This window comes from Streptomyces sp. NPDC093546 (assembly GCF_044765045.1).
Classification (GTDB): domain Bacteria; phylum Actinomycetota; class Actinomycetes; order Streptomycetales; family Streptomycetaceae; genus Streptomyces.
Genome location: NZ_JBIWJG010000008.1, coordinates 216,750 through 239,786, shown reverse-complemented (window position 1 = coordinate 239,786; position 23,037 = coordinate 216,750). Strand labels below are relative to the sequence as shown.

Below are 23,037 nucleotides of genomic sequence, written 5' to 3'. Positions count from 1 at the left end.
ATGGCAGCCACCACCCACACAGTGACCAACCAGCCTCCGCCCCTGGTCGGGTACGACGTCTTCGCCGCCGATCACGCCCTGACCGAGGCCGTGGAACGCCACCTTCCGCTCGAACTCCTCGACGGGGCCCGAAGCGAGCTGTCGCAGCTCGGCACCACGGCCGGGTCCGTCCAGGCGCAGGAGTGGGGCGTCCTCGCCAACGAGAACCCTCCGAAGCTGCGCACCCACGACCGGTACGGCAACCGCGTCGACCACGTCGACTTCCACCCGGCCTGGCACCGGCTGCTCGGCCACGCGGTGACCAACGGCCTCACCAACGCGTGGGGAAAGCCCGGCGGCCACGTCCGGCGCGCCGCCGGGTTCCTGGTGTGGACGCAGACCGAGGCCGGGCACGGCTGTCCGCTGTCGATGACGCACGCCGCCGTGCCGGCGCTGCGCACGGACCCCGAGCTCGCCGCCGTGTGGGAGCCGAAGCTGACCTCGCAGGTGTACGAGGGCGAGGAGCTGCGGCCCGCCGCCGAGAAGAACGGCGTGCTCTTCGGGATGGGCATGACCGAGAAGCAGGGCGGCAGCGACGTACGGGCCAACACGACGGCGGCCACGCCGCTGGGTGGCGAGGGCGAGTACGCCCTGACCGGGCACAAGTGGTTCTGCTCCGCGCCCATGTCGGACGCCTTCCTCGTGCTGGCGCAGGCGCCCGGGGGGCTCACCTGCTTCCTGGTGCCGCGCGTCCTCGACGACGGCACCCGCAACGTCTTCATGATCCAGCGGCTGAAGGACAAGCTGGGCAACCGGTCGAACGCGTCGAGCGAGGTGGAGTTCGACGGGACGTGGGCGCGCCGGGTCGGCGAGGAGGGCCGCGGGGTGCGCACCATCATCGAGATGGTGGCGGCGACCCGGCTGGACTGCGTGGTCGGCTCGGCGGCGCTGATGCGCCAGGCGGTGGCGCAGGCCGTGCACCACGCCGCGTACCGCAGCGCGTTCGGCGGCGTACTGATCGACAAGCCGCTCATGCGCAACGTCCTGGCCGATCTGGCGCTGGAGTCGGAGGCGGCGACCACGCTGGCGATGCGCCTGGCGGCCGCGTACGACTCCGACAGCGAGCAGGAGAAGGCGTTCCTGCGCCTCGCGGTCCCGGCGGCCAAGTACTGGGTGACCAAGCGGTGTACGCCGGTGACGGCGGAGGCGCTGGAGTGCCTGGGCGGCAACGGCTACGTCGAGGAGTCGGGGATGCCGCGGCTGCTGCGCGAGTCGCCGCTGAACTCCATCTGGGAGGGCTCGGGCAACGTCCAGGCGCTGGACGTGCTGCGGGCGCTGCAGCGCGAGCCGCTGGCGCTCAACGCCCTGCTGGAGGAGGTCGGCAAGGCGCGGGGCGCCGACCACCGGCTGGACGCGGCGATCAAGGGCCTGCTGACCGAACTCGCCGACCTGGAGGGCGTCGAGGCGCGGGCGCGCCGGCTGGTGGAGCGGATGGCGCTCGTCCTCCAGGGCTCCCTGCTGGTGCGGTGGGCCCCGGCGGCGGTGGCCGACGCGTTCTGCGCATCGCGCCTGGGCGGCGACTGGGGCGCGGCGTTCGGGACGCTGCCGCACACCCTGGACCTGGGGAGCGTGGTGGAACGGGCGCGGGCGGTCGTCTGACGCAAGCGGGCGCGGGCCGCTGTGTCCGTACGGCCCGCGCCCAGGGAGAGTGGGGTGGTGCTGCGCCGACACGGCACCAACCCAGTGCTCGTACCGGAGGACCGTCGCCGGACGACCGGTACGACACCACTGTCGTAGGGGCGCACGCCCCCGCGCGAGAGTTGCAAGGGGTTGCAGCGTCATGGGCAAAGCCGGTGCACGCCCGTGGCGGTCAGGGGAGGATGGGGTGACGTATACCGGCCACCGTGTACGGGGCAGCGGGGAGGGACAGGTGGGCAGGGCGACTGTCGACATGGCGCGACTCGCCGCCATGGACGCGCGGGACGCGGCGCTGCTGCTCAAAGGGGTGCGGGACGCCACGCTGCGGGGCGGGCGCTCGCCGCTGGCGCCGCGCGCCGACATCCGCGAGTCCTGGCAGCGGATGCTGCGCAGGGGCGTGGATCCGGACAGGGACCACCGCTCGCGGCTGCTGTCCTCGGTCGAGCTGGAGCGCCGCCGCAGCGCCTCGCCGCTGGCGGAGCTGCTGCCGCTGCTGAGGGATGGGCTGATGGCGGCGCCGGGCTCGGCTTCCGGGTCGGTGCACCACATCATGGTCGTGGCGGACGCGGAGGGCCGGGTGCTGTGGCGGGAGGGCAGCCCGGCGGTCCTGCGGAAGGCGGACGGGCACGGGTTCCAGCCGGGCGCGGACTGGACGGAGGCGACCGTCGGTACCAACGGGCTGGGTACGCCGCTGGTGACGCGCCGCCCGGTGCAGGTGCACTCGGCGGAGCACTTCGTCTCGACGCACCACTCCTGGACGTGCGCGGGCGCGCCGATCACCGACCCGCGGGACGGACGGCTGCTCGGCGCGGTCGATGTGAGCGGGCCGCTGGCGACGATGCACCCGGCGACGCTGCTGCTGGTGAGCTCCGTGGCGAAGCTCGCCGAAGCGGAGCTGCGGAACCGGCACTTCGCGGCGCTGGAGCGGCTGCGTTCGGTGGCGGCGCCGGTGCTGTGCCGGGTGGGGGGCCGGGCGCTGGCGGTGGACGCCCACGGGTGGACGGCGGCGGTGACCGGCATGCCGCCGGTGGGCCGGCTGACGCTGCCGCGCGGTTTCGGGGCGGGCCGGGTACTGGTGCCGTCGCTGGGGCGGTGTGCGGTGGAGCCGCTGCCGGGCGGCTGGCTGCTGCGGGTGGAGGACGAGGACGCCGCGCACACGGCGACGGCCGCGGGCCCGGGCCGGGTGGTCCTGGACGTGAGCCGGCCGCGCCGCTGGTCCCTGGAGGTGTCCGGCGGGGCGGGTGGCTGGACGCAGGAGCTGAGCCCGCGCCATGCCGAGCTGCTGTACGTCCTGGCCCGGCACCGGGAGGGGCGCAGCGCGGCGCAGCTGGCGGAGGACGTGTTCGGCGACCGTACGCGGACGGTGACGGTCCGCGCGGAGATGTCGCGGGTCCGCCGCACGCTGGGCGGGGTGCTGGCGCACCGCCCGTACCGCTTCCGCGAGGAGGTGGAGGTGGTGCTCCGCCATCCGGACGATCTGTCCGAGCTGCTGCCGCACTCGACGGCCCCGGCGGTGGTGGCGGCGCGGGTCGGCGCGGCTTCTAAGCTGTGAGCCGCACGGCGTAGGTGGCGGGGAGGCGCGGGGGATGCGGGATGCGGGCGGCCGGAACGTGGTGGGCGACAGCACGGTGGTCGGTCCCGTCGTACAGGCGCAGCACATCGGGCAGCTGACGATCCAGCAGGCACCTACGGGGCCCGTCCCGTCGGGTGCGGAGGACCCGTGGGTGTCGGCGGTCCGTGGCTCCACCGTCTGGAAGCACGTGCCGGACAGCCGGGACGCCGGGCCCCACCGGGAGGCCGCCGCGGCGATGGCTGGTGCCCTGGCCCGGCTGCGTGACGCGGCCGAGGCGCGGCTGGCCGAGGACCCGTGGCAGGACCCGCACAGCGCCCTGCGTTTCGCCGAGCGGGTGGAGTGGCTGCTGGGCGAGGAGCCTGGGCTGGACCTCCATCCGGCGGAGGCGGCGCTGTTCACGCTGGTCCCTCTCCTGTCGCGGGTGCACGACCTGCGGATGGCGGCGGACCGGCTGGACGTCGAGCCGTGGCAGCTCGGCGCGGCGGTGCCCGCGCCCGAGCGGGCGTCGTTCGACGCGTACGCCGACGGCCACCGGCTGCTGGTGCAGCGGGCACTGCTGCGCCCGGAGGCCGAGGCACCGATCGGCTGGTGGCTGTACCACCGGTGGCTGGTGCGGCACGAGAGCCACGCGCACGAGGAGACGGTGCGGGACCTGCTGGACGCAGCGGGCGGACCGGGCCCCCTGCTCAACCGGGTGGTGACCCCGCGCCGGGTCGGCAGGCTGCTGCACGCGCTGCGGCGCGGCCCCGACGTGTGCAACCCGGAGTTCCTGGACGCTCTGCCGTCGGAGGAGTCACTGGGCGTCCAACGGGTGCGCGACCAGCGGCTGGCGCTGCTGTGCTCGCTGGCGTACGCCCTGACGGCCGAGACGACCACGCTGCCCGACATCGTGGCCGAACACCTGGGCATCCCGCACCCGGTGGACCTCGCCGCCCTGCGCTCCACCCTGGAGGAGTCGTCGTGGGGCGGCCCTGCGGACCTGCCTGTCCTGCGGGCGGAGTGCGCCCACGAGGCAGTCGTGGAGGGCCTGCGGGCAGCCGTGGCCCGCATGGACGAGACGCTGCACGCGGTGACCCGCACGGTACGGGAGCGGGTCACGCACCCGATGCCGCGCCTGCCGGTACGTCTGTCGGCCGACGGAGTCGTACCGGCGGACGGCACCTTCACCGGCTGGGCGAGCTTCCGCCTCGACGAACGCCGGGTACGCGAGCTGCTGATGGGCGTCCAGCTCTACAAGGACCCGGACCTCGCGGTCCGGGAGCTCTACCAGAACGCCCTGGACGCCTGCCGTTACCGGCGGGCCAGGACGGAGTACCTGGACCGGACGCACGCGGGTGCGACGTACGCGTACGAGGGCTCGATCGTCTTCGAGCAGAGCGTCGACGACGGCCGCGCGTACGTGGAGTGCCGCGACAACGGCATCGGGATGGGCGAGGCGGAGCTGCGGGGCGTGTTCTCCCACGCGGGCGTGCGCTTCGCCGAGCAACCGGAGTTCCGCGAGGAGCGCGCGGCGTGGGCGCGGCTGGACCCGCCGGTGCCGTTCCATCCGAACAGCCGGTTCGGCATCGGGGTGCTCAGCTACTTCATGCTGGCCGACGAGATCCGGGTGACCACGTGCCGCCTCGGCCGCGACGGCCGCCCGGGGCCGGTGCTGGAGGCGTCGATCTTCGGGCCCGGTCACCTGTTCCGCATCGTGGAGCGCGCCCGGGAGGGGCGGGACGCCGGGACGACGGTCCGGCTGTATCTGCGGGAGGCGGACGAGGGCGGCTGGTCGTGCCCGGCGGTGCTGAGCCGACTGCTGGGCATCGCCGAGTTCCCGACGGTGGCGCGGCACGGGGAGGAGGTCACGCGGTGGGAGCCGGGCGTGTTGCGCGGCCGTGCGAAGGAGCAGGGCGAGCAGTTTGGCCTCGACGCCCACGGTGCCCTGGCCGCCTGGCCCGACGCCCCGCCGGGAGCCCAGGTGATCTGGTGCGGCCACGGCGGCGGGCTGCTCGTCGACGGCCTGGTGGTCCAGCCGACCGTGCGCGGCGGCGTCCTGTCGTCCAATGCGTCCGGCCTCGTCGGCGCCGTCGTGAACCTGTCCGGGCCGCTGGCCCCGGACCGGTTGTCGGCGGACCGCACCCAGGTCCTGGACGACCTGCTCGGTACGGTGCAGGATCTGCTCGCCGGAGCGCTGGACCACCTGGTGGCGCAGCCGCTGCCGACCTTCGAGTGGCTGTGCTCGGTGGCGGACGGGAGCCTGCCGCTGGCGGACATGATCACGAAGCGGTGCGTCGCCCTGGGGCGTCGGCTCGACTGGGTACGGGCGAGCGAGACACGTGGGGAACGCAGCGGCCGCACCTTTTCCAGTGAGAGCACAGGCTGTCTGCCCGCCGACATCTCCCTCCTGTACCCGCAGCTGCTCCACCTCTTCGGCGACGACAGCGCCATGCTGCGCAAGTTCTCCGCGTCCGTCCCCGACCACATCATGCTGTGGCGGCTGCTGGCCCACCGGCCGCATCCAGAGTTCCGACAGCTCGCCGACATGTGCCCGGAGCTCGACGAGGTCGGCCCGGTGCTGCCCGCCCTCCCGTCGGACCAGCTGCTCTTCTCCCTTCGGCCGACCGGCCACTGGTACGGCACGGCCCGGCATGTGGAGAAGGTGTTTGCCACGGCGGAGGCGCTCGGCCGGACACCGCGCGAGGTAGCGGAGCGGGCTGCCGCCCTCGGGCTGCACGCATGGGAGGTCGCGTCGTTCCCCGACACCGCCGTGCACCGACCCCCCACGGCGGGCACCGTCGCGGACATCGTCCGCCGGCACCGGCGCCGCCACGATGACCCCTCCGTCGCCCTTTTGGTGAAGATGGCCGACCCGGTGGCGTTGAAAACGGTGGACGAGGCCGCCGCCGCGCTCGCGGACAGCGACGTCGACGTGCCGCGGGCGATCGTCGAAACGGCCCGTGCGGTGGAGAAGGACAAGGAGCTGACGGCGTACGTCCGTGGCCTTGAGGAGGTTCCCTGGCTCGATCCCGGGGCCGACATCACTCCCGGACAGCTGGTGCGGACGGCCCTGCAGCTAGGGCTGGAGGTGCCGGATCTGTGCGCACGCCTAAGGGCGTGCGGGCTGAAGGCGGACGCGACCGGGCTTCCCACCGTGCCGACGCCCGAGGTGCTCGCCCTCCTGGTGGAGGATCCGGAGGTGTCGGTGTGGCTTTCGCCGGCGGCTCCGGTCCCGCCGTGGCACATCCTGCGCGCCTGCGCCGTGCTCGGGCTTACCCCCGTGCGGGCCATGGAATGGTACGAGCACCTCGGCTTCACTCCGCCCTCCCCGTTCCCGGCGGAGGTGGAGCCGGACGACATCAACCTCCTCACCCAGTACTCCGACGACGTCGGCCTGGTGTCAGGCCCCTTGCGGCCCGGCCGTGCCGTCCCCTATCTCCATGTCCTGATCGCGGTCTCGGAATGCGAGATGCCGATGCACGTGGTGGCTTCACGGCTGCGTGCGTACGGCATCCGCGTGCCCTCGCTCGACTGCGCCGAGCCGGCCGACCCCGACGACGAGCTGTTCAGGGAGGAGGGCCCTCTGAACTGGAGGGACGTCCACACGGACGAGCCCATGCCGTTCGCCCACATCCTGGCCGCCGCGCGGCGCCTGCTGGTCCAGCCAAGGGACATCGTGCGGCGCCTCGCGGCCCACGGCATCGCGTCGTCCTGCCCCGATGTGCCCGAGGGACTGACGTATGACGACGCGCTGTGGCTCCTGGAGACGGAGGACGACGTCTTCCTGTCGGCCGGGGACCACGTCGGACTCCAGCAGCTGATCGGCTTGGCCCGAGGTATTCACGAGCCGATCGAGGACGTCCGCGACTGGCTCGTCCAGCTCGGCATCCCCGTCACCGACCCCGCCGGGGCGGTCCGCCGCGCCCTCCCCCTCGTCCCCCGGGCCCCCGCCCCCTAACACCGCTGGCCACAGCCCCACCCCCCGTGCTTCCCTGGCCCCCATGAGCACCGTCACCGTCACCACCTGGTCCCTCGAGCAGACCTCGCCCGCCGATCTGCGGCCCGCGGCCGTGCCGCCCGGCGGCATCGAGATCCGGCGGGCCGAGGTGCCCTCGCCGGAGTTCAGCCGGTTCCTCTATACGGCGGTGGGCGGCGACATCCGGTGGACGGACCGGCTGGGGCTCACGTACGACCAGTGGCGGGAGATAGTGGAGCGGCCCGGGGCCGAGATCTGGGTGGCGTACGAGAAGGGGACGCCCGCCGGGTACGTGGAGCTGGACCCGCAGGACGACGGGGTGGTGGAGATTGTCTACTTCGGGCTGATCCCGGCGTTCCGGGGCCGGCGGATCGGCGGGCATCTGCTGTCGTACGGCACGGCCCGCGCGTGGGACCTGGCGGAGCGGTGGCCGGAGCGGACGCCGACGAAGCGGGTGTGGCTGCACACGTGCTCCCTGGACGGGGAGCACGCGATGGACAACTATCTGCGGCGGGGCTTCCGGCTCTGCGACACGAAGGTCACGGAGGAGCCCGACGTTCCGCTTCCGGGGCCCTGGCCGGGCGCCCACGCCGCCTAGCCCCACCAGACACCGGCCGAGCGTCCGATATGAGTGACGCATGACACACTGGTCCGCACTTCGAGACAACCGCGTCCGCATCGTGGACAAAGGTGGACTGGGTCCAAAGTCCCATGCCACGCTTCCGTCATGTCTCGAGCTGGAATTGCCTTGGTGAGTCGGCGGCACGTCGACCTCGGCCGCATGTCCAGCGCCATCTGTCCGGTGAGCTGAGCCCACCAGCACCACCGCGACCCCCGAACCCCCGCAATCCACTGCGCACCGCCGCGCCGCGCCCTGTGCCGCGCGCGAGTGTGCAGGTCAGAGCCGCCCTCCTGCAGTCCCGAAGGACGTATCGTCATGGCCTCCACCCCGGAAACGCCCGCCTCCGCCACGCCCCGCCGCAAGACCGGCCGGCACCGTGGTGAGGGTCAGTGGGCCAGGGGCCACTTCACGCCCCTCAACGGCAACGAGCAGTTCAAGAAGGACGACGACGGTCTCAATGTGCGGACACGCATTGAGACGATCTACTCCAAGGCCGGCTTCGACTCGATCGACCCCAACGACCTGCGCGGCCGCATGCGGTGGTGGGGGCTGTACACCCAGCGCAAGCCCGGGATCGACGGCGGCAAGACCGCGATCCTGGAGCCGGAGGAGCTGGACGACGAGTACTTCATGCTGCGCGTCCGCGTCGACGGCGGCCGGCTGACGACGCAGCAGCTGCGGGTCATCGGGGAGATCTCGCAGGAGTTCGCGCGCGGCACCGCCGACATCACCGACCGGCAGAACATCCAGTACCACTGGATCCGCATCGAGGACGTGCCCGAGATCTGGCGCCGCCTCGAGGAGGTCGGCCTGTCCACGACCGAGGCGTGCGGTGACACCCCGCGTGTCATCCTCGGCTCCCCCGTCGCCGGCATCGCCGAGGACGAGATCATCGACGGCACCCCCGCCATCGACGAGATCCACCGCCGCATCGTGGGCAACAAGGACTTCTCCAACCTGCCCCGCAAGTTCAAGTCGGCGGTCTCCGGCTCCCCGCTGCTCGACGTGGCGCACGAGATCAACGACATCGCCTTCGTCGGCGTCGAGCACCCGGACCACGGCCCGGGCTTCGACGTCTGGGTCGGCGGCGGCCTCTCCACCAACCCCAAGATCGGTGTGCGGCTCGGCACCTGGGTCTCCCTCGACGAGGTCCCGGACGTGTACGAGGGCGTCATCTCGATCTTCCGCGACTACGGCTACCGCCGGCTGCGCAACCGCGCCCGCCTGAAGTTCCTCGTCGCCGACTGGGGCGCGGAGAAGTTCCGCCAGGTCCTGGAGGACGAGTACCTGCAGCGCAAGCTGACCGACGGGCCCGCGCCCGCGCAGCCCGTACAGCAGTGGCGCGACCACGTCGGTGTGCACCGGCAGAAGGACGGCCGCTTCTACGTCGGCTTCGCGCCGCGCGTCGGCCGCGTCGACGGCGCCACGCTCACGAAGATCGCCGAGGTGGCGGAGGCGCACGGCTCCGGCCGGCTGCGTACCACCGTCGAGCAGAAGATGATCGTGCTCGACGTCGAGGAGGCGCAGGTCGAGCCGCTGGTCTCCGCCCTGGAGGCGCTGGACCTCACCGTCACGCCGTCACCGTTCCGGCGCGGCACGATGGCCTGCACCGGCATCGAGTTCTGCAAGCTGGCCATCGTCGAGACCAAGGCGCGCGGCGCCTCGCTCATCGACGAGCTGGAGCGCCGCATCCCGGACTTCGACGAGCCGATCACCATCAACATCAACGGCTGCCCCAACGCCTGCGCCCGTATCCAGGTGGCGGACATCGGTCTCAAGGGCCAGCTGGTCCTGGACGACGACGGCAACCAGGTCGAGGGCTACCAGGTCCACCTCGGCGGCGCGCTCGGCCTCGAGCCCGGCTTCGGCCGCAAGGTGCGCGGCCTGAAGGTCACCTCGGACGAGCTGCCCGACTACGTCGAGCGGGTCCTCAAGCGCTTCCAGGCGGAGCGCGAGGACGGCGAGCGCTTCGCCACGTGGGCGGCGCGCGCGTCGGAGGAGGCCCTCTCGTGAGTGAGCGAGCGGCCCCGTTCTACTGCCCGTACTGCGGCGACGAGGACCTGCGGCCCAGCGAGACCGGGCACGGCGCCTGGGAATGCGCGGCGTGCAATCGAGCCTTCCAGCTGAAGTTCCTCGGGCTGCTGGCCCGCGGAGTTCAGCGCAACGACGGCGGAGGGGAAACGTCATGACGGCGGTTCAGAGCAAGGAAGAGCTGAAGGCGCTCGCCGAGCAGGCGGGCCGGGACCTCGAAGAGGCCTCGCCCCTGGAGATCCTGACCTGGGCGGCCGAGACGTTCGGCAAGCGCTTCTGCGTCACCTCCTCCATGGAGGACGCGGTCGTCGCCCACCTCGCCTCCCGCGCCTTCCCCGGCGTCGACGTCGTCTTCCTCGACACCGGCTATCACTTCCCCGAGACCATCGGCACCCGTGACGCCGTGGACGCCGTGATGGACGTCAACGTCATCACGCTGACCCCGCGTCAGACGGTGGCCGAGCAGGACGCCGAGTACGGCCCGAAGCTGCACGACCGCGACCCGGACCTGTGCTGCGCGCTGCGCAAGGTCAAGCCCCTCGAAGAGGGCCTGACCGCGTACGACGCGTGGGCGACCGGGCTGCGCCGCGACGAGTCCCCGACCCGGGCGAACACCCCGGTCGTCGGCTGGGACGAGAAGCGCCGGAAGGTCAAGATCTCGCCGATCGCCCGCTGGAAGCAGGACGACGTGGACGCGTACGTCGCCGAGCACGGCGTCCTGACGAACCCGCTCCTCATGGACGGGTACGCCTCCGTCGGCTGCGCGCCCTGCACGCGCCGGGTGCTGGAGGGCGAGGACGCGCGCGCCGGCCGCTGGGCGGGGCGTACCAAGACCGAGTGCGGGCTGCACGGCTGATGACGACTGTGGGAGAAGAGAACGTGACTGGGGCCACCATCTGGCTCACCGGGCTGCCGAGCGCCGGCAAGACCACCATCGCGTACGCGCTGGCGGACCGGCTGCGCGCCGAGGGCCACCGCGTCGAGGTGCTGGACGGCGACGAGATCCGCGAGTTCCTCTCGGCGGGCCTCGGCTTCAGCCGTGAGGACCGGCACACCAACGTGCAGCGGATCGGCTTCGTCGCCGAGCTGCTCGCGTCGAACGGCGTGAAGGTCCTGGTGCCGGTCATCGCCCCGTACGCGGACAGCCGTGAGGCGGTGCGCAAGCGCCACCAGCAGGAGGGCACCGCGTATGTCGAGGTGCACGTGGCCACGCCCGTCGAGGTCTGCTCGGAGCGCGATGTGAAGGGCCTGTACGCCAAGCAGGCGGCGGGCGAGATCAGCGGCCTGACCGGCGTCGACGACCCGTACGAGGAGCCGGAGTCCCCGGACCTGCGGATCGAGTCCCAGAACCAGACCGTGCAGGAGTCCGCGGCGGCGGTCCATGCGCTGCTCACCGAAAGGGGTGTCCTGTGAGCGACGCCCGCGCGGCCGCCGGGCCGCAGACGACCACGATGCCCGCACCTCTGCGCCGCGCGGGCGGAGAAGCTCACGAAAGGGGTGCCGCATGACCACCACCGCTGCCCACACCGTCGACGGGGCGACCGACACTCCGTACGCCCTGAGCCACCTGGACGCCCTCGAGTCCGAGGCGGTGCACATCTTCCGCGAGGTGGCGGGCGAGTTCGAGCGGCCGGTGATCCTCTTCTCCGGCGGCAAGGACTCCATCGTCATGCTGCACCTGGCGCTGAAGGCGTTCGCCCCGGCGGCGGTGCCCTTCTCGCTGCTGCACGTGGACACCGGGCACAACTTCCCCGAGGTCATCGAGTACCGCGACCGCACGGTCGAGAAGCACGGGCTGCGGCTGCACGTCGCCTCCGTACAGGAGTACATCGACGCCGGCAAGCTGCGCGAGCGCCCCGACGGGACGCGCAACCCGCTGCAGACGGTGCCGCTGACCGAGGCGATCCAGCAGCACCGCTTCGACGCCGTGTTCGGCGGCGGGCGCCGTGACGAGGAGAAGGCGCGCGCCAAGGAGCGGGTGTTCTCGCTGCGCGACGAGTTCTCGCAGTGGGACCCGCGCCGCCAGCGCCCCGAGCTGTGGCAGCTCTACAACGGCCGCCACGCGCCCGGCGAGCACGTGCGCGTCTTCCCGCTGTCCAACTGGACCGAGCTGGACGTGTGGCAGTACATCGCCCGCGAGAACATCGAGCTGCCGGAGATCTACTTCGCGCACGAGCGCGAGGTGTTCCTGCGCAACGGGATGTGGCTGACCGCCGGCGAGTGGGGCGGCCCGAAGGACACCGAGACGGTCGAGAAGCGGCTCATCCGCTACCGCACCGTCGGCGACATGTCCTGCACCGGCGCGGTGGACTCCGACGCCACCACGCTGGACGCCGTGATCGCCGAGATCGCCGCCTCCCGGCTCACCGAGCGGGGCGCGACCCGCGCCGACGACAAGCTGTCCGAGGCCGCGATGGAAGACCGCAAGCGCGAAGGGTACTTCTAACCATGACCAGCACCACCGAGCAGCTCAGCGCCACCACGCTGCTGCGCTTCGCGACCGCGGGCTCCGTCGACGACGGCAAGTCCACCCTCGTCGGCCGGCTCCTGCACGACTCCAAGTCGGTCCTCGCCGACCAGCTGGAGGCCGTGGAGCACGCCTCCCGCTCGCGCGGCCAGGAGGCGCCGGACCTGGCGCTGCTCACCGACGGCCTGCGGGCCGAGCGGGAGCAGGGCATCACCATCGACGTCGCGTACCGCTACTTCGCCACGCCGCGGCGCCGGTTCATCCTGGCCGACACCCCGGGGCACGTGCAGTACACCCGCAACATGGTCACCGGCGCCTCCACCGCCGAGCTGACGGTGATCCTGGTCGACGCCCGCAACGGCGTCGTCGAGCAGACCCGCCGCCACGCGGCCCTCGCGGCGCTGCTGCGCGTGCCGCACGTCGTCCTCGCCGTCAACAAGATGGACCTGGTCGCGTACGAGGAGACCGTCTTCGCCGCGATCGCCGAGGAGTTCACGGCGTACGCGACCGAGCTGGGCGTCCCGGAGGTCACCGCGATCCCGATCTCGGCGCTCGCCGGGGACAACGTGGTGGAGCCGTCGGCGCACATGGACTGGTACGGCGGTCCGACCGTCCTGGAGCACCTGGAGACGGTGCCGGTCAGCCACGACCTGACGGGGTGCCACGCGCGCTTCCCGGTGCAGTACGTGATCCGCCCGCAGACCGCCGAGCACCCCGACTACCGGGGTTACGCCGGCCAGATCGCGGCGGGGACGTTCCGGGTCGGCGAGCAGGTGACCGTCCTGCCCTCCGGGCGTACGTCGACGATCACCGGGATCGACCTGCTGGGCGAGCCGGTGGACGTGGCGTGGACCCCGCAGTCGGTGACCCTGCTCCTCGCGGACGACATCGACATCTCGCGCGGCGACCTGATCGTGCCCGCCTCCGACGTGCCCGCCACCACGCAGGACGTCGAGGCGACCGTGTGCCACGTCGCCGACCAGCCGCTCACCGTCGGGCAGCGGGTACTGCTCAAGCACACCACCCGCACGGTCAAGGCGATCGTCAAGGACATCCCGTCCAAGCTGACGCTGGACGACCTCTCCCAGCACCCGGCGCCGGGGCAGCTCGTCGCCAACGACATCGGCCGCGTCCGCGTCCGCACCGCCGAGCCGCTCGCGCTCGACGCGTACGCCGACTCGCGCCGTACCGGGTCCTTCCTGCTCATCGACCCGGCCGACGGCACGACGCTCGCGGCCGGCATGGCGGGCGAGGCCTTCGCCGCCGCCAAGGCGGCCCCGGCCGTCGAGGCCGACGACGAGGGCTGGGACTTCTGACGTGACGACCATCGACGTCTACGCGACCTTCGCCAAGGAGGGCGGCCGGGTCGGCAGCGGCGCCCTCGGCGCGGGAACCGGGGGTGTCGCGCGATGTGCCCGATGACGCCGCGCCCGCTCCCGTACCACGCGTACCGCCGAAGAACGACGACACTGCCGACTTCCCGGCCGCGCCCCTGACGACGATCAGGAGGGCGTAGCGCCGGGCCGACGAGAGGAACACCCTCCCGTGCCTGCCACCATCCGCGTCACCGCCCTGCGCCTGCGCCGCCGCTTCGCCGCGGCGGTCGCCCTGCCGCTGCTGTTCGGCACGCTCGCCTCCTGCGGCTACGGCTCCCAGGCCCCCAAGGAGACCCGGGTGGAGGCCAAGGGCGAGAAGCTCTCGGCCGACCGGGTCCGGCTCGGGTACTTCCCGAACCTCACCCACGGCACGGCGCTGGTGGGCGACCAGGAGGGCCTGTTCCAGAAGGAGTTGGGCGGCACCCGGCTGGAGACGTCGTTCTTCAACGCGGGCCCGTCCGCGATCGAGGCGCTCAACGCCGACTCGATCGACATCGGTTTCATCGGCCCCTCCCCCACGATCAACGGCTACGTCAAGTCCAAGGGCGGCAACCTGCGGATCATCGGCGGGGCGGCCTCGGGCGGGGTCAAGCTGGTCGTGAACCCGGAGAAGATCAAGACCCTTGACGACCTCAAGGGCAAGAAGATCGCGACCCCGCAGCTGGGCAACACGCAGGACGTCGCCTTCCTGCACTGGATCGCGACGAAGGGCTGGAAGGTCGACTCCCAGAGCGGCAAGGGCGACGTCTCGGTGGTCCGTACGGACAACAAGGTGACGCCGAACGCCTACCAGACCGGCGCCATCGACGGCGCCTGGGTGCCGGAGCCGACCGCGTCGAAGCTGGTCAGCGACGGTGCGAAGGTGCTGCTCGACGAGTCGGAGCTGTGGCCCGGGAAGAAGTTCGTGATCACGAACATCGTCGTGTCGCAGAAGTTCCTCAAGCAGCATCCGGACGTCGTCGAGGCGCTGCTGCGCGGTGTGGTGAAGACGAACGACTGGATCAGCGCCAACCCCGACAAGGCGAAGGCGTCCGCGAACACCAAGCTGAAGACCATCACGGGCAAGCCGCTGGGCCCGAAGGTGATCGACGCCGCCTGGCCGTCGATCCAGTTCGTCAACGACCCGCTGGCCGCCACGCTCCAGGCGCAGGCCGACCACGCGGTGCAGGCGGGTCTGCTGGAGAAGCCCGACCTGAGCGGGATCTACGACCTGGGGCCGCTCAACAAGGTCCTCGAGGCCGAGGGCAAGCCCGCGGTCTCCGACGCCGGTCTCGGCGTCAAGTAGTGCCCGTCGACTCCGCCCTGCCCGCCCCGCCCCGCTCCCGCTCCCGCTCTGAACGACTCTCCCAGGAGGTGACGACCATGGCCACCACGCTCGCCAAGGCCGAGGACCGTGCCGCGGTGACCACGCACGCCGCCCGTCTCGAGCACGTCTCCAAGTCCTTCGCCACCCCGTCCGGGCAGCAGCTCGTCCTCGACGACATCTCGCTCGATGTCGCTCCGGGCGAGTTCGTCACCCTCCTGGGCGCCTCGGGCTGTGGCAAGTCCACGCTGCTCAACCTGGTCGCGGGGCTCGACCGGCCGTCCGCGGGGTCGATCGACACCCCGGGCGGCCGGCCGGCGCTGATGTTCCAGGAGCACGCGCTGTTCCCGTGGCTGACGGCAGGCAAGAACATCGAGCTGGCGCTGCGGCTGCGCGGCGTCCCGAAGAGCGAGCGGCGCGACGAGGCGGAGCGGCTGCTGGAGCTCGTGCGCCTGAAGGGCTCGTACGGGAAGCGGGTGCACGAGCTGTCCGGCGGCATGCGGCAGCGCGTGGCGCTGGCGCGGGCGCTCGCGCAGGACAGCGACCTGCTGCTGATGGACGAGCCGTTCGCGGCGCTGGACGCCATCACCCGGGACGTGCTGCACGACGAGCTGACCCGGATCTGGAGCGAGACGCGGCTGTCGGTCCTGTTCGTCACGCACAACGTGCGCGAGGCGGTGCGGCTGGCCGAGCGCGTGGTGCTGCTGTCGTCCCGTCCCGGGCGCATCGCCCGCGAGTGGGAGATCGGCATCCCGCAGCCGCGCCGCATCGAGGACGCCGCGGTGGCGGAGCTGTCCATCGAGATCACCGAAGAACTGCGTGGGGAGATCCGCCGTCATGGCCAGCACTGATACGACGACGACCGTCACGACGGGCGCCAAGTCCGACGACCTCGCCGGCCTGGAGGCGGGTCTCGACGCGCTGGACGCCGTGCAGGTGGCGCGGACTCCGGTGCGCGACGTCCTGCTGAAGAAGGTCCTGCCGCCGGTGCTGGCCGTCGCGCTGGTGCTGGTGGTGTGGCAGCTGCTGGTGTGGGCGAAGGTCACGGACGAGTACAAGCTCCCGGCGCCGTCCGCGGTCTGGGACAGCCTGACCACCATGTGGCTGCAGGGCACGCTCTTCGACGTGCTGTGGACCAGTGTGTCGCGGGCCCTGCTGGGCTTCCTGATGGCGCTGGCGATCGGTACGCCGCTGGGCCTGCTGGTCGCCCGGGTGAAGTTCGTGCGGGCGGCGATCGGCCCGATCCTCTCCGGCCTCCAGGCCCTTCCGTCGGTGGCCTGGGTGGCGCCCGCGGTGCTCTGGATCGGACTCAACGACTCGATGATGTACGCGGTGATCCTGCTGGGCGCCGTGCCGTCGATCGCCAACGGCCTGGTGGCGGGCGTCGACCAGGTCCCGCCGCTGTTCCTGCGGGCCGGGCGGACGCTCGGCGCGACCGGGCTGCGGGGCGCCTGGCACATCGTCATGCCGGCCGCGCTGCCCGGCTACCTGGCCGGTCTGAAGCAGGGCTGGGCGTTCTCGTGGCGGTCGCTCATGGCCGCCGAGATCATCGCCTCCTCGCCCGAGCTGGGCCTGGGGCTGGGCCAGTTGCTGGAGCACGGCCGCAACAACATCGACATGCCGGGGATCTTCCTGGCGATCATCCTGATCCTGGTCGTCGGCATCGCCATCGACCTGCTGATCTTCAGCCCCCTGGAGCGGGCCGTGCTGCGCACCCGCGGCCTGCTGGTGAAGAGCTGACTCACATGAACCGTCCCGTCCTGCTCGTCATCGCCCACGGCAGCCGCGACCCGCGGCACGCCGCGACCGTCCACGCCCTGGTGCGGGCGGTGGCCGAGCAGGACCTGAGCCCCGGGCTGCGGGTGGAGACGGCTTTCCTGGACTTCAACGTCCCGTCGGTGCCGGCCGTGCTGGAGCGGCTGGCGGCGGAGGGGGTGCGCGAGGTGGTCGCGCTTCCCCTGCTGCTGACGCGCGCCTTCCACGCGAAGGCCGACATCCCCGCCGTACTGCGCGAGGCCCCTGCGTCGCTGCGTGTCCGGCAGGCGGAGGTCCTGGGCCCGTCGCCGCTGCTCCTGGCGGCGGTGGAGCGGCGGTTGTACGAGGCGGGGCTCACCCCCGCCGACAAGGGCTCGACCGGGGTCGTCCTGGCCTCGGCGGGCTCCTCGGACCCGGAGGCGATCGCAGCGATCGCAGAAACGGCGCGGGAGCTGCGGCGCACTGGTTGGTGTGCCGTGCGGCCTGCGTTCGCCTCCGCATCTCTCCCGCGGACGGAGGACGCGGTACGGGCGCTGCGCGCCGACGGCGTGCGTCGCGTGGCGGTGGCGCCGTACGTCATCGCGCCCGGCCGCCTGCCGGACCGCATCGCCGAGGGCGCGGCGGGGGCGGACGTCCTCGCCGATGTGCTGGGCCCGTCGCCGGAGCTGGCGCGGCTGCTGGTCGAGCGGTACGACGAGGCGCTCGGGGCGGAGCGGCGGCCGGTCGCCCGCATCGCCTGAGCGTCACCGCCGGCCGACACGCCCTGGTTCTCCGGCGTCGCTCCCAGGAGGGGTGCGGCACGGGCCCAGGCAGTTCGGGCAGGGGCGGGGCTGGGATATTGCGTTGCACGGGCGTCGGGCAGTCTCTTAGCCTTGTGTGGTTCCGTCGGTGCCCGTTCCGGGGCCCGGCGCTGTGTTTCGAGGTGATGACGTATCTCCCAGGCCAAGTAAGTAGCCGCTCGTTCCGAGGCGCTTTTCCGGTTGTCCGCGATCGCGGGCTTCCGACGCATGCCTCGACGGCGGTGCTCCCTGATGGCCTGGGCTCGTTGCACCCTGCTTTCCCCTGTCGCGCTGTCGGCGTGCGGGGGCATGCCCAGGCCTGCCCCTGCCCCCTATTCCTTCTGTACGCGAACAGGAATCCTCCTCGTGTCAACCGACACCCATACCACCGGCCGCCCACGCCCCGCCGGGGTCGGCCGTGCCGCCACGATCACGCTGGTCGTGGTGCTGATCGCCGAGCTGATGAACGCGCTCGACGGTTCGATCGTCCACACCGCACTTCCCTCCATTCAGGCCGACACCGGCGCCTCCAGCGCCGCGGTGCAGTGGATCCCCGCCGCCTACACCCTCACCTTCGCCCTCGCCCTGATCACGGGCGGGCGCCTGGGTGACCTCTTCGGGCGCAAGCGAGTCTTCATCGCCGGCACCGTCCTGTTCACGGTGGCATCGCTGCTGTGCGGGATCGCCACCGGCCCGGAGTTCCTCGTCGCCGCGCGGGCGCTCCAGGGTGCCGGAGCGGCGGTGATGGTGCCGCAGGTCATGGCCACCATCGCGGTCACCTTCCAGGGGGAGTCCCAGGCCAAGGCATTCGGCATGTACGGCATGATCATGTCCCTCGGCGGTGTCCTCGGCCCCGTCCTGGGCGCGGTCCTGACCTCCGCCGACATCGCCGGTCTCGGCTGGCGGACAATCTTCCTGATCAACCTGCCCATCGGCCTGGCCACCGTGCTCTTCGCCCTCCGGTACATCCCGGAGTCCCGCGACCAGCAGGCCCGACGCCTGGACCCGCTGGGCATGCTGCTCTCCAGCGCGGGTCTGCTGCTGATCGCCTACCCGCTCACCGTGGGCGGCGAGAAGCACTGGCCCGCCTGGAGCCTCCTCATGATCGCCGCGGGTGCGGTCATGCTGGCCGTGTTCATGGCCCAGCAGCGGGCCAAGACCGCGAAGGACGGATCCGCGCTGGTGGCGCTGTCCCTCTTCAAGAGCAAGGCGTTCGCCGGCGGGCTCGCCGCCCAGCTGGTCTTCGGTCTGGTCTCCGGCGTGTTCCTGCTGACGTGGGTGCTGTTCATGCAGTCCGGCCTTGGGCTCTCGCCGGGGCAGTTCGCTCCGGCGTCCGTCGCCATCTCCCTCGGCGGCATGGCCGGCGCGATGCTCGCCTCCAAGTGGACGGGACGCCACTTGCGGCGCGTGCCTCAGGCCGGGGCAGTACTGATCGCTTTCACCCTGGTCGGCTACCAGCTGCTGGTCTCCGCCCAGCAGACCGGGATGCCGTTCGTGGCCGCCGTCGCCCCGATGATCCTCGTCGGCGCCGGATTCGGCATGGTCGGCGCGGGTCTTGCCGGGCTCACCCTGAGCCAGGTCGGCCACGAGGACGCCGGCTCCGCGGCGGGACTGTTCAACACCGCCATGCAGCTCGGTACCGCGCTCGGTATCGCGACGGCCTCCGTGGTGTTCTTCCACCACGCCCCCGCGGGCAGTCACGGCACGACCGTGACCCATGCCTTCGCAGGCAGCGTCTGGTACGTCATCGCCGCCCTCGCGGTGATGTGGGCACTGATGTTCCGGCTGCCCAAGCCCGCCAAGACCGCCAAGACCGCCTGAACCACGGCCGGCGACCCGCCCCATGAGGGACGGGTCGCCGCCCCCGGCCCCCCGTTCCTTTGAACGCGGGCGTGTTCCTCCCCCAGCCGATGTGAGGTGATGACCTATCTCCCAGGCCCGATAGCCGTCCCCTTGCCGACACGGCCGCACCCCCTCGGTGCCGCACCAACACGTCGGCGATGACGGCCTCCTCCCTCGGCCTGGGCCCCGCTCCCCTCTTCCTGTGCGCAGTCGGCGTACGCGGCCCCGGTCTGCCCGTATTCCCGACCCTCACCGGAACAGGACCTCTCCTCCGTGTCCCACGACACCCACCAGACCACCACCAGCAGCCCCCCGCGCGCCGGATCGCGGACAGCGGGACATGCCCGGGCCATCACCCTCGCCGTCGTCCTGACCGCAGAGCTGATGAACGCGCTCGACGGCTCCGTCGTCTACACCGCCCTGCCCTCCATCGCCGCCGACACCGGCGCCACCACCGCGGCCCTCCAGTGGATCCACGCCGCCTACGCCCTGACCTTCGCCCTCGGCCTCATCACGGGCGGCCGGCTCGGCGATCTCTACGGCCGCAAGCGGATCTTCCTGGCCGGCACCGCCCTCTTCACCCTGGCCTCCCTGCTGTGCGGCATCGCGACCGACCCGGAGCTCCTGATCGCCGCCCGCACCCTGCAAGGCGCAGCGGCCGCGGCGATGGTGCCGCAAGTCCTGGCCACCCTCCACGTCGCCTTCGACGCCCGCTCCCGGGCGAAGGCGTTCGGCCTGTACGGCACGGTCATGTCGTTCGGCAGCGTCACCGGCCCGGTCCTGGGCGGGGCCCTCACCCAGGCCGACCTGTTCGGCCTGGGCTGGCGGCCCGTCTTCCTGATCAACCTGCCCATCGGGATCGCCGCCGTCGTCCTCGGCCTGAGCTGCATCCCCGAGTCCCACGACCGCACCACCCGGCGCCTGGACCCCCTCGGCATACTCTTGTCCGCGCTCGCCCTGCTGCTGCTCACGCTCCCGCTGACAGTGGGCGGCGAACACGGCTGGCCCGCCTGGTCGTTCGCGATGATGGCCACCGGGGTGCTCGTCCTGGCGGCGTTCATGGCCCAGCAGCAGGCCGAGACTCGCAAGGACCGCTCACCTCTGGTCGTCCTCTCCCTCTTCACCGGCCGCGCCTTCAGCGCCGGACTCGCCACCCAGCTGGCCTTCGGACTGCTGTCGGGCGCCTTCTTCCTGTCGTGGGCCCTGTTCATGCAAGACGGCCTCGGCCTCACCCCCGGGCAGGCCGCAACCGGCTTCGTCGCCGCATCGCTCGGTGAGATGGGCGGCGCCTGGCTCGCGATGAGCCTGGTCCGCCGCTACGGCCGTGCCATCCCGCAGGCCGGAGCCCTGCTCGCCGCCGCCACCCTGGCCGGCTACCACCACCTCATCACCACGGAGGGCACCGGAATGGGGACCGTACTGGCCGCTGTCCCCATGCTCGCGGTCGGCCTCGGCCTCGGCATGATCGGCGCCCCGCTCGCCGACCTCACCCTCGCCAAGGTTCCCCACCAACACGCAGGATCGGCCTCCGGCCTCTTCAACACCGCCACCCAGCTCGGCATCGCCCTCGGCACCGCTCTGACCACCGTGGTCCTCTTCACCGACATCAGCGCGGGCACCCTTGGCCCGGCCATGAACACCGCCTTCGCCGACGGTCTCTGGTACGTCTTCGGCACCCTCGTCGTGATGTGGGCACTGATGCTCCTGCTTCCCAAGCCGATCGGCTCCAGCCGACCCGAGAGAAGTCCGATATCCGGAAAAAGAATCCGAAATGCATTCCCGAGCCAGGAAAATAAGAGCGGAATTCAACCATCCATATTCCGGAACGCGGAATAGCGGCACATTCTCCTGACCGACCCTCAGATGTTCCTCAAGTTCCTTGATCGGCGATCAACGCCCGGCGAAGATATTCACGACCGACAAGAGGGGAAAATAAATGAACATCAGTTTTCGCCGAGCCGCCGCTCTTACGGCTCCGACCGTCATCGCCGCGCTCGCGATCGGAACGCTGACCGCGCCTTCCGCCGTCGCCGCCGACAAGAAGGTGACGGTGAACTGCTCGACCGCGCTGGGGCCGTCGGCCGACGGCAATGTCCGCACGGACAGCTACTACGTGGCGAAGACCTCGACCACGTGGAAGCACAAGGAGCGGCTCAACTTCCCGAACAGCCACGGCATCAACAAGAAGCGCCGCGACCTGAGCCACGTCACGTACCTCCTGGACGGCACCACCCGCAAGGGGCACGTGGAGGTCAAGAAGGGGCAGGTGTCCTGGGAGTACAACAGCTGGGGCCAGGGCTGGCCGATCGGCCGTGAGCCGATCACCAAGAAGGGCAAGACCCGGCTCATCAGCCACGGTTGGTACAACATGGACTCCTGGCCGATGGAGTGCAAGGGCAAGTCGTTCGCCTTCTGACCCTGCCTCACCGGTCGTCGAGAGCCCGCGGGGAGGCCACCCGGCCTCCCCGCGGGCCCGGAGGAACCATGAAGATCCGTACGCGCCTGGCTGCCGCCGCCTGTCTGCTGCTTCCGGTCCTCGCCGGGTGCGCGGCCACCGAGAGCCCCGGCGGGCGGGCGTCCGCCGGCCCGCCCCCGGCGGACCCCACGACCCTGCTCGTCGAAGCCGATGCCCACGGCTACATCACCTTCGACACCGAGCGCGAGGTTCTCCAGGGATTCCGCTCGGACGGCACACACGTCTGGAAACACTCCGGGCATTTCCCTTCCGATATCCAGTGCCTTACCCGGTGCCCGGACGCGGTCATTTCCGCCGCGGTCACCGAGAACCCGAAGCAGAAAAAGTCGGCAGCGATCTGGAAGCAGGGAATCCGGACTTCCGTGAAGGAATTCGAGGCCGCTCGCCTCGATGTCCACTGGAGCTCCGGTCCGGACGACTGGGTCGCCACCGACGGCGAGCGGGTCACCTGGTCGGTCGGCGGCAAGGAGCAGAGCCTGCCCGGAGGGCTCAAGGACGCGATGGGGGTCCAGTCCGCCGACGGGGGCTCGCTGGCCGTCTCGGTCGCCACGGGCAGCGACGCGGCGCCGCGATGGTCCGCCTACCTCTTCGATGTCGGCGGGCGGCACGCCGGCCCGCCCCGGCTGGTCGCCGATCACCTCCCCGGCGCCCTCGGCTGCCTGGACCGGGCAGGCGACCGGGCGGCCACCATCGGTGAGCGGCCCGCCCTCTTCACGCTCGCCACGGGCAGGAACGTGCGGGAGCTCGGGGACTTCTCCAGCGAGTGCGCCATGTCGCGGACCACGACGGTGGTGGGGACCTACGCCGTGGGCAAGAGCGAGCAGGACGCCCAGGCGGTCCGGGTCGCGGCGAACACCGGGGACAGGACGGCCAAGGCCGTCACCTCGAGCGGCGGCGGCCTCGGCGCCTCCGGCGACTGCGGGGTGTTCCTCTCCGAGGGCCGGATCAGCGCCATGTCCCCGACGGGACAACCGTCTTCGTCGGAGATCCGCGCCACCGCCCTGCGCGTCCTGCCGGACGGGCTGACCTACGCGCTGGGGCCGGACGGCAAGGTGACGAGACACCGGGTCGCCGGCACCGGCTCCGCGTGCGCGGTGACCTGACTCGACCCAATCTGACCGGGCACGCCGTGGCGCGCGGGGGGCGCCACGGCGTGCCGTCCGGCGTCATCGGACGGTCCG

19 protein-coding genes are annotated in these 23,037 nt (G+C 71.8%); all 19 read left to right on the top strand.

What is annotated here, in order from left to right; genetic code table 11:
• Positions 1 to 1,638: an acyl-CoA dehydrogenase family protein gene (locus tag ACIRNI_RS20080; RefSeq protein ID WP_403552738.1), complete on the top strand. Its 1,638-nt coding sequence runs from the start codon at positions 1 to 3 to the stop codon at positions 1,636 to 1,638.
• 292 nt (positions 1,639 to 1,930) lie between these two features.
• Positions 1,931 to 3,229, top strand: coding sequence for a GAF domain-containing protein (locus ACIRNI_RS20075; RefSeq protein ID WP_403552863.1), 1,299 nt, complete (start codon positions 1,931 to 1,933; stop codon positions 3,227 to 3,229).
• A gap of 34 nt (positions 3,230 to 3,263) precedes the next feature.
• Complete coding sequence (locus ACIRNI_RS20070; RefSeq protein ID WP_403552737.1) at positions 3,264 to 7,187, top strand: ATP-binding protein; 3,924 nt, start codon at positions 3,264 to 3,266, stop codon at positions 7,185 to 7,187.
• A gap of 43 nt (positions 7,188 to 7,230) precedes the next feature.
• Positions 7,231 to 7,803 carry a GNAT family N-acetyltransferase gene (locus ACIRNI_RS20065; protein WP_403552735.1) on the top strand — a complete coding sequence of 191 codons (573 nt, stop codon included), beginning with the start codon at positions 7,231 to 7,233 and terminating at the stop codon, positions 7,801 to 7,803.
• Positions 7,804 to 7,932: 129 nt separating this feature from the next.
• The gene (locus tag ACIRNI_RS20060; RefSeq protein WP_312846103.1) at positions 7,933 to 8,016 is read left to right on the top strand and encodes a putative leader peptide; all 84 of its coding nucleotides are present in this window, start codon (positions 7,933 to 7,935) and stop codon (positions 8,014 to 8,016) included.
• A 126-nt stretch (positions 8,017 to 8,142) separates the two neighbouring features.
• On the top strand, positions 8,143 to 9,840 hold the full coding sequence (locus tag ACIRNI_RS20055) for a nitrite/sulfite reductase (RefSeq protein ID WP_356647185.1): 1,698 nt from the start codon (positions 8,143 to 8,145) through the stop codon (positions 9,838 to 9,840).
• Complete coding sequence (locus ACIRNI_RS20050; RefSeq protein ID WP_355361148.1) at positions 9,837 to 10,016, top strand: hypothetical protein; 180 nt, start codon at positions 9,837 to 9,839, stop codon at positions 10,014 to 10,016. Before ACIRNI_RS20055 ends, ACIRNI_RS20050 begins: the two co-directional genes overlap by 4 nt.
• Positions 10,013 to 10,714, top strand: a complete 702-nt coding sequence (locus ACIRNI_RS20045; RefSeq protein WP_403552733.1) for a phosphoadenylyl-sulfate reductase — start codon at positions 10,013 to 10,015, stop codon at positions 10,712 to 10,714. The genes ACIRNI_RS20050 and ACIRNI_RS20045 overlap by 4 nt, the downstream gene beginning before the upstream one ends.
• Positions 10,714 to 11,271 carry an adenylyl-sulfate kinase gene (cysC, locus tag ACIRNI_RS20040; RefSeq protein ID WP_403552731.1) on the top strand — a complete coding sequence of 186 codons (558 nt, stop codon included), beginning with the start codon at positions 10,714 to 10,716 and terminating at the stop codon, positions 11,269 to 11,271. The genes ACIRNI_RS20045 and cysC overlap by 1 nt, the downstream gene beginning before the upstream one ends.
• Positions 11,272 to 11,362: 91 nt before the next feature.
• Positions 11,363 to 12,304, top strand: coding sequence for a sulfate adenylyltransferase subunit CysD (gene cysD, locus ACIRNI_RS20035; protein ID WP_403552729.1), 942 nt, complete (start codon positions 11,363 to 11,365; stop codon positions 12,302 to 12,304).
• A 2-nt stretch (positions 12,305 to 12,306) separates the two neighbouring features.
• A complete protein-coding gene (locus tag ACIRNI_RS20030) occupies positions 12,307 to 13,641 on the top strand; it encodes a sulfate adenylyltransferase subunit 1 (protein WP_403552727.1) in 1,335 nt (444 codons plus the stop codon).
• Positions 13,642 to 13,870: 229 nt separating this feature from the next.
• Positions 13,871 to 14,986 (top strand): aliphatic sulfonate ABC transporter substrate-binding protein, encoded by a 1,116-nt coding sequence (locus ACIRNI_RS20025; protein WP_403552725.1) that lies wholly within the window; start codon positions 13,871 to 13,873, stop codon positions 14,984 to 14,986.
• Between the two features lie 77 nt (positions 14,987 to 15,063).
• Positions 15,064 to 15,855: an ABC transporter ATP-binding protein gene (locus ACIRNI_RS20020; protein WP_355361136.1), complete on the top strand. Its 792-nt coding sequence runs from the start codon at positions 15,064 to 15,066 to the stop codon at positions 15,853 to 15,855.
• Positions 15,842 to 16,744 (top strand): ABC transporter permease, encoded by a 903-nt coding sequence (locus ACIRNI_RS20015; protein WP_403552722.1) that lies wholly within the window; start codon positions 15,842 to 15,844, stop codon positions 16,742 to 16,744. The genes ACIRNI_RS20020 and ACIRNI_RS20015 overlap by 14 nt, the downstream gene beginning before the upstream one ends.
• A 5-nt stretch (positions 16,745 to 16,749) precedes the next feature.
• Positions 16,750 to 17,499: a sirohydrochlorin chelatase gene (locus ACIRNI_RS20010; protein WP_403552721.1), complete on the top strand. Its 750-nt coding sequence runs from the start codon at positions 16,750 to 16,752 to the stop codon at positions 17,497 to 17,499.
• A gap of 405 nt (positions 17,500 to 17,904) precedes the next feature.
• Positions 17,905 to 19,359, top strand: a complete 1,455-nt coding sequence (locus ACIRNI_RS20005) for an MFS transporter (RefSeq protein ID WP_403552719.1) — start codon at positions 17,905 to 17,907, stop codon at positions 19,357 to 19,359.
• Between the two features lie 294 nt (positions 19,360 to 19,653).
• Positions 19,654 to 21,216 carry an MFS transporter gene (locus ACIRNI_RS20000; protein ID WP_403552717.1) on the top strand — a complete coding sequence of 521 codons (1,563 nt, stop codon included), beginning with the start codon at positions 19,654 to 19,656 and terminating at the stop codon, positions 21,214 to 21,216.
• 100 nt (positions 21,217 to 21,316) lie between these two features.
• Entirely contained in the window at positions 21,317 to 21,796 is a 480-nt protein-coding gene (locus ACIRNI_RS19995; protein WP_403552715.1) for a hypothetical protein, read from the top strand.
• 68 nt (positions 21,797 to 21,864) lie between these two features.
• Positions 21,865 to 22,959: a hypothetical protein gene (locus ACIRNI_RS19990; protein ID WP_403552714.1), complete on the top strand. Its 1,095-nt coding sequence runs from the start codon at positions 21,865 to 21,867 to the stop codon at positions 22,957 to 22,959.
• Positions 22,960 to 23,037: the final 78 nt, after the last annotated feature.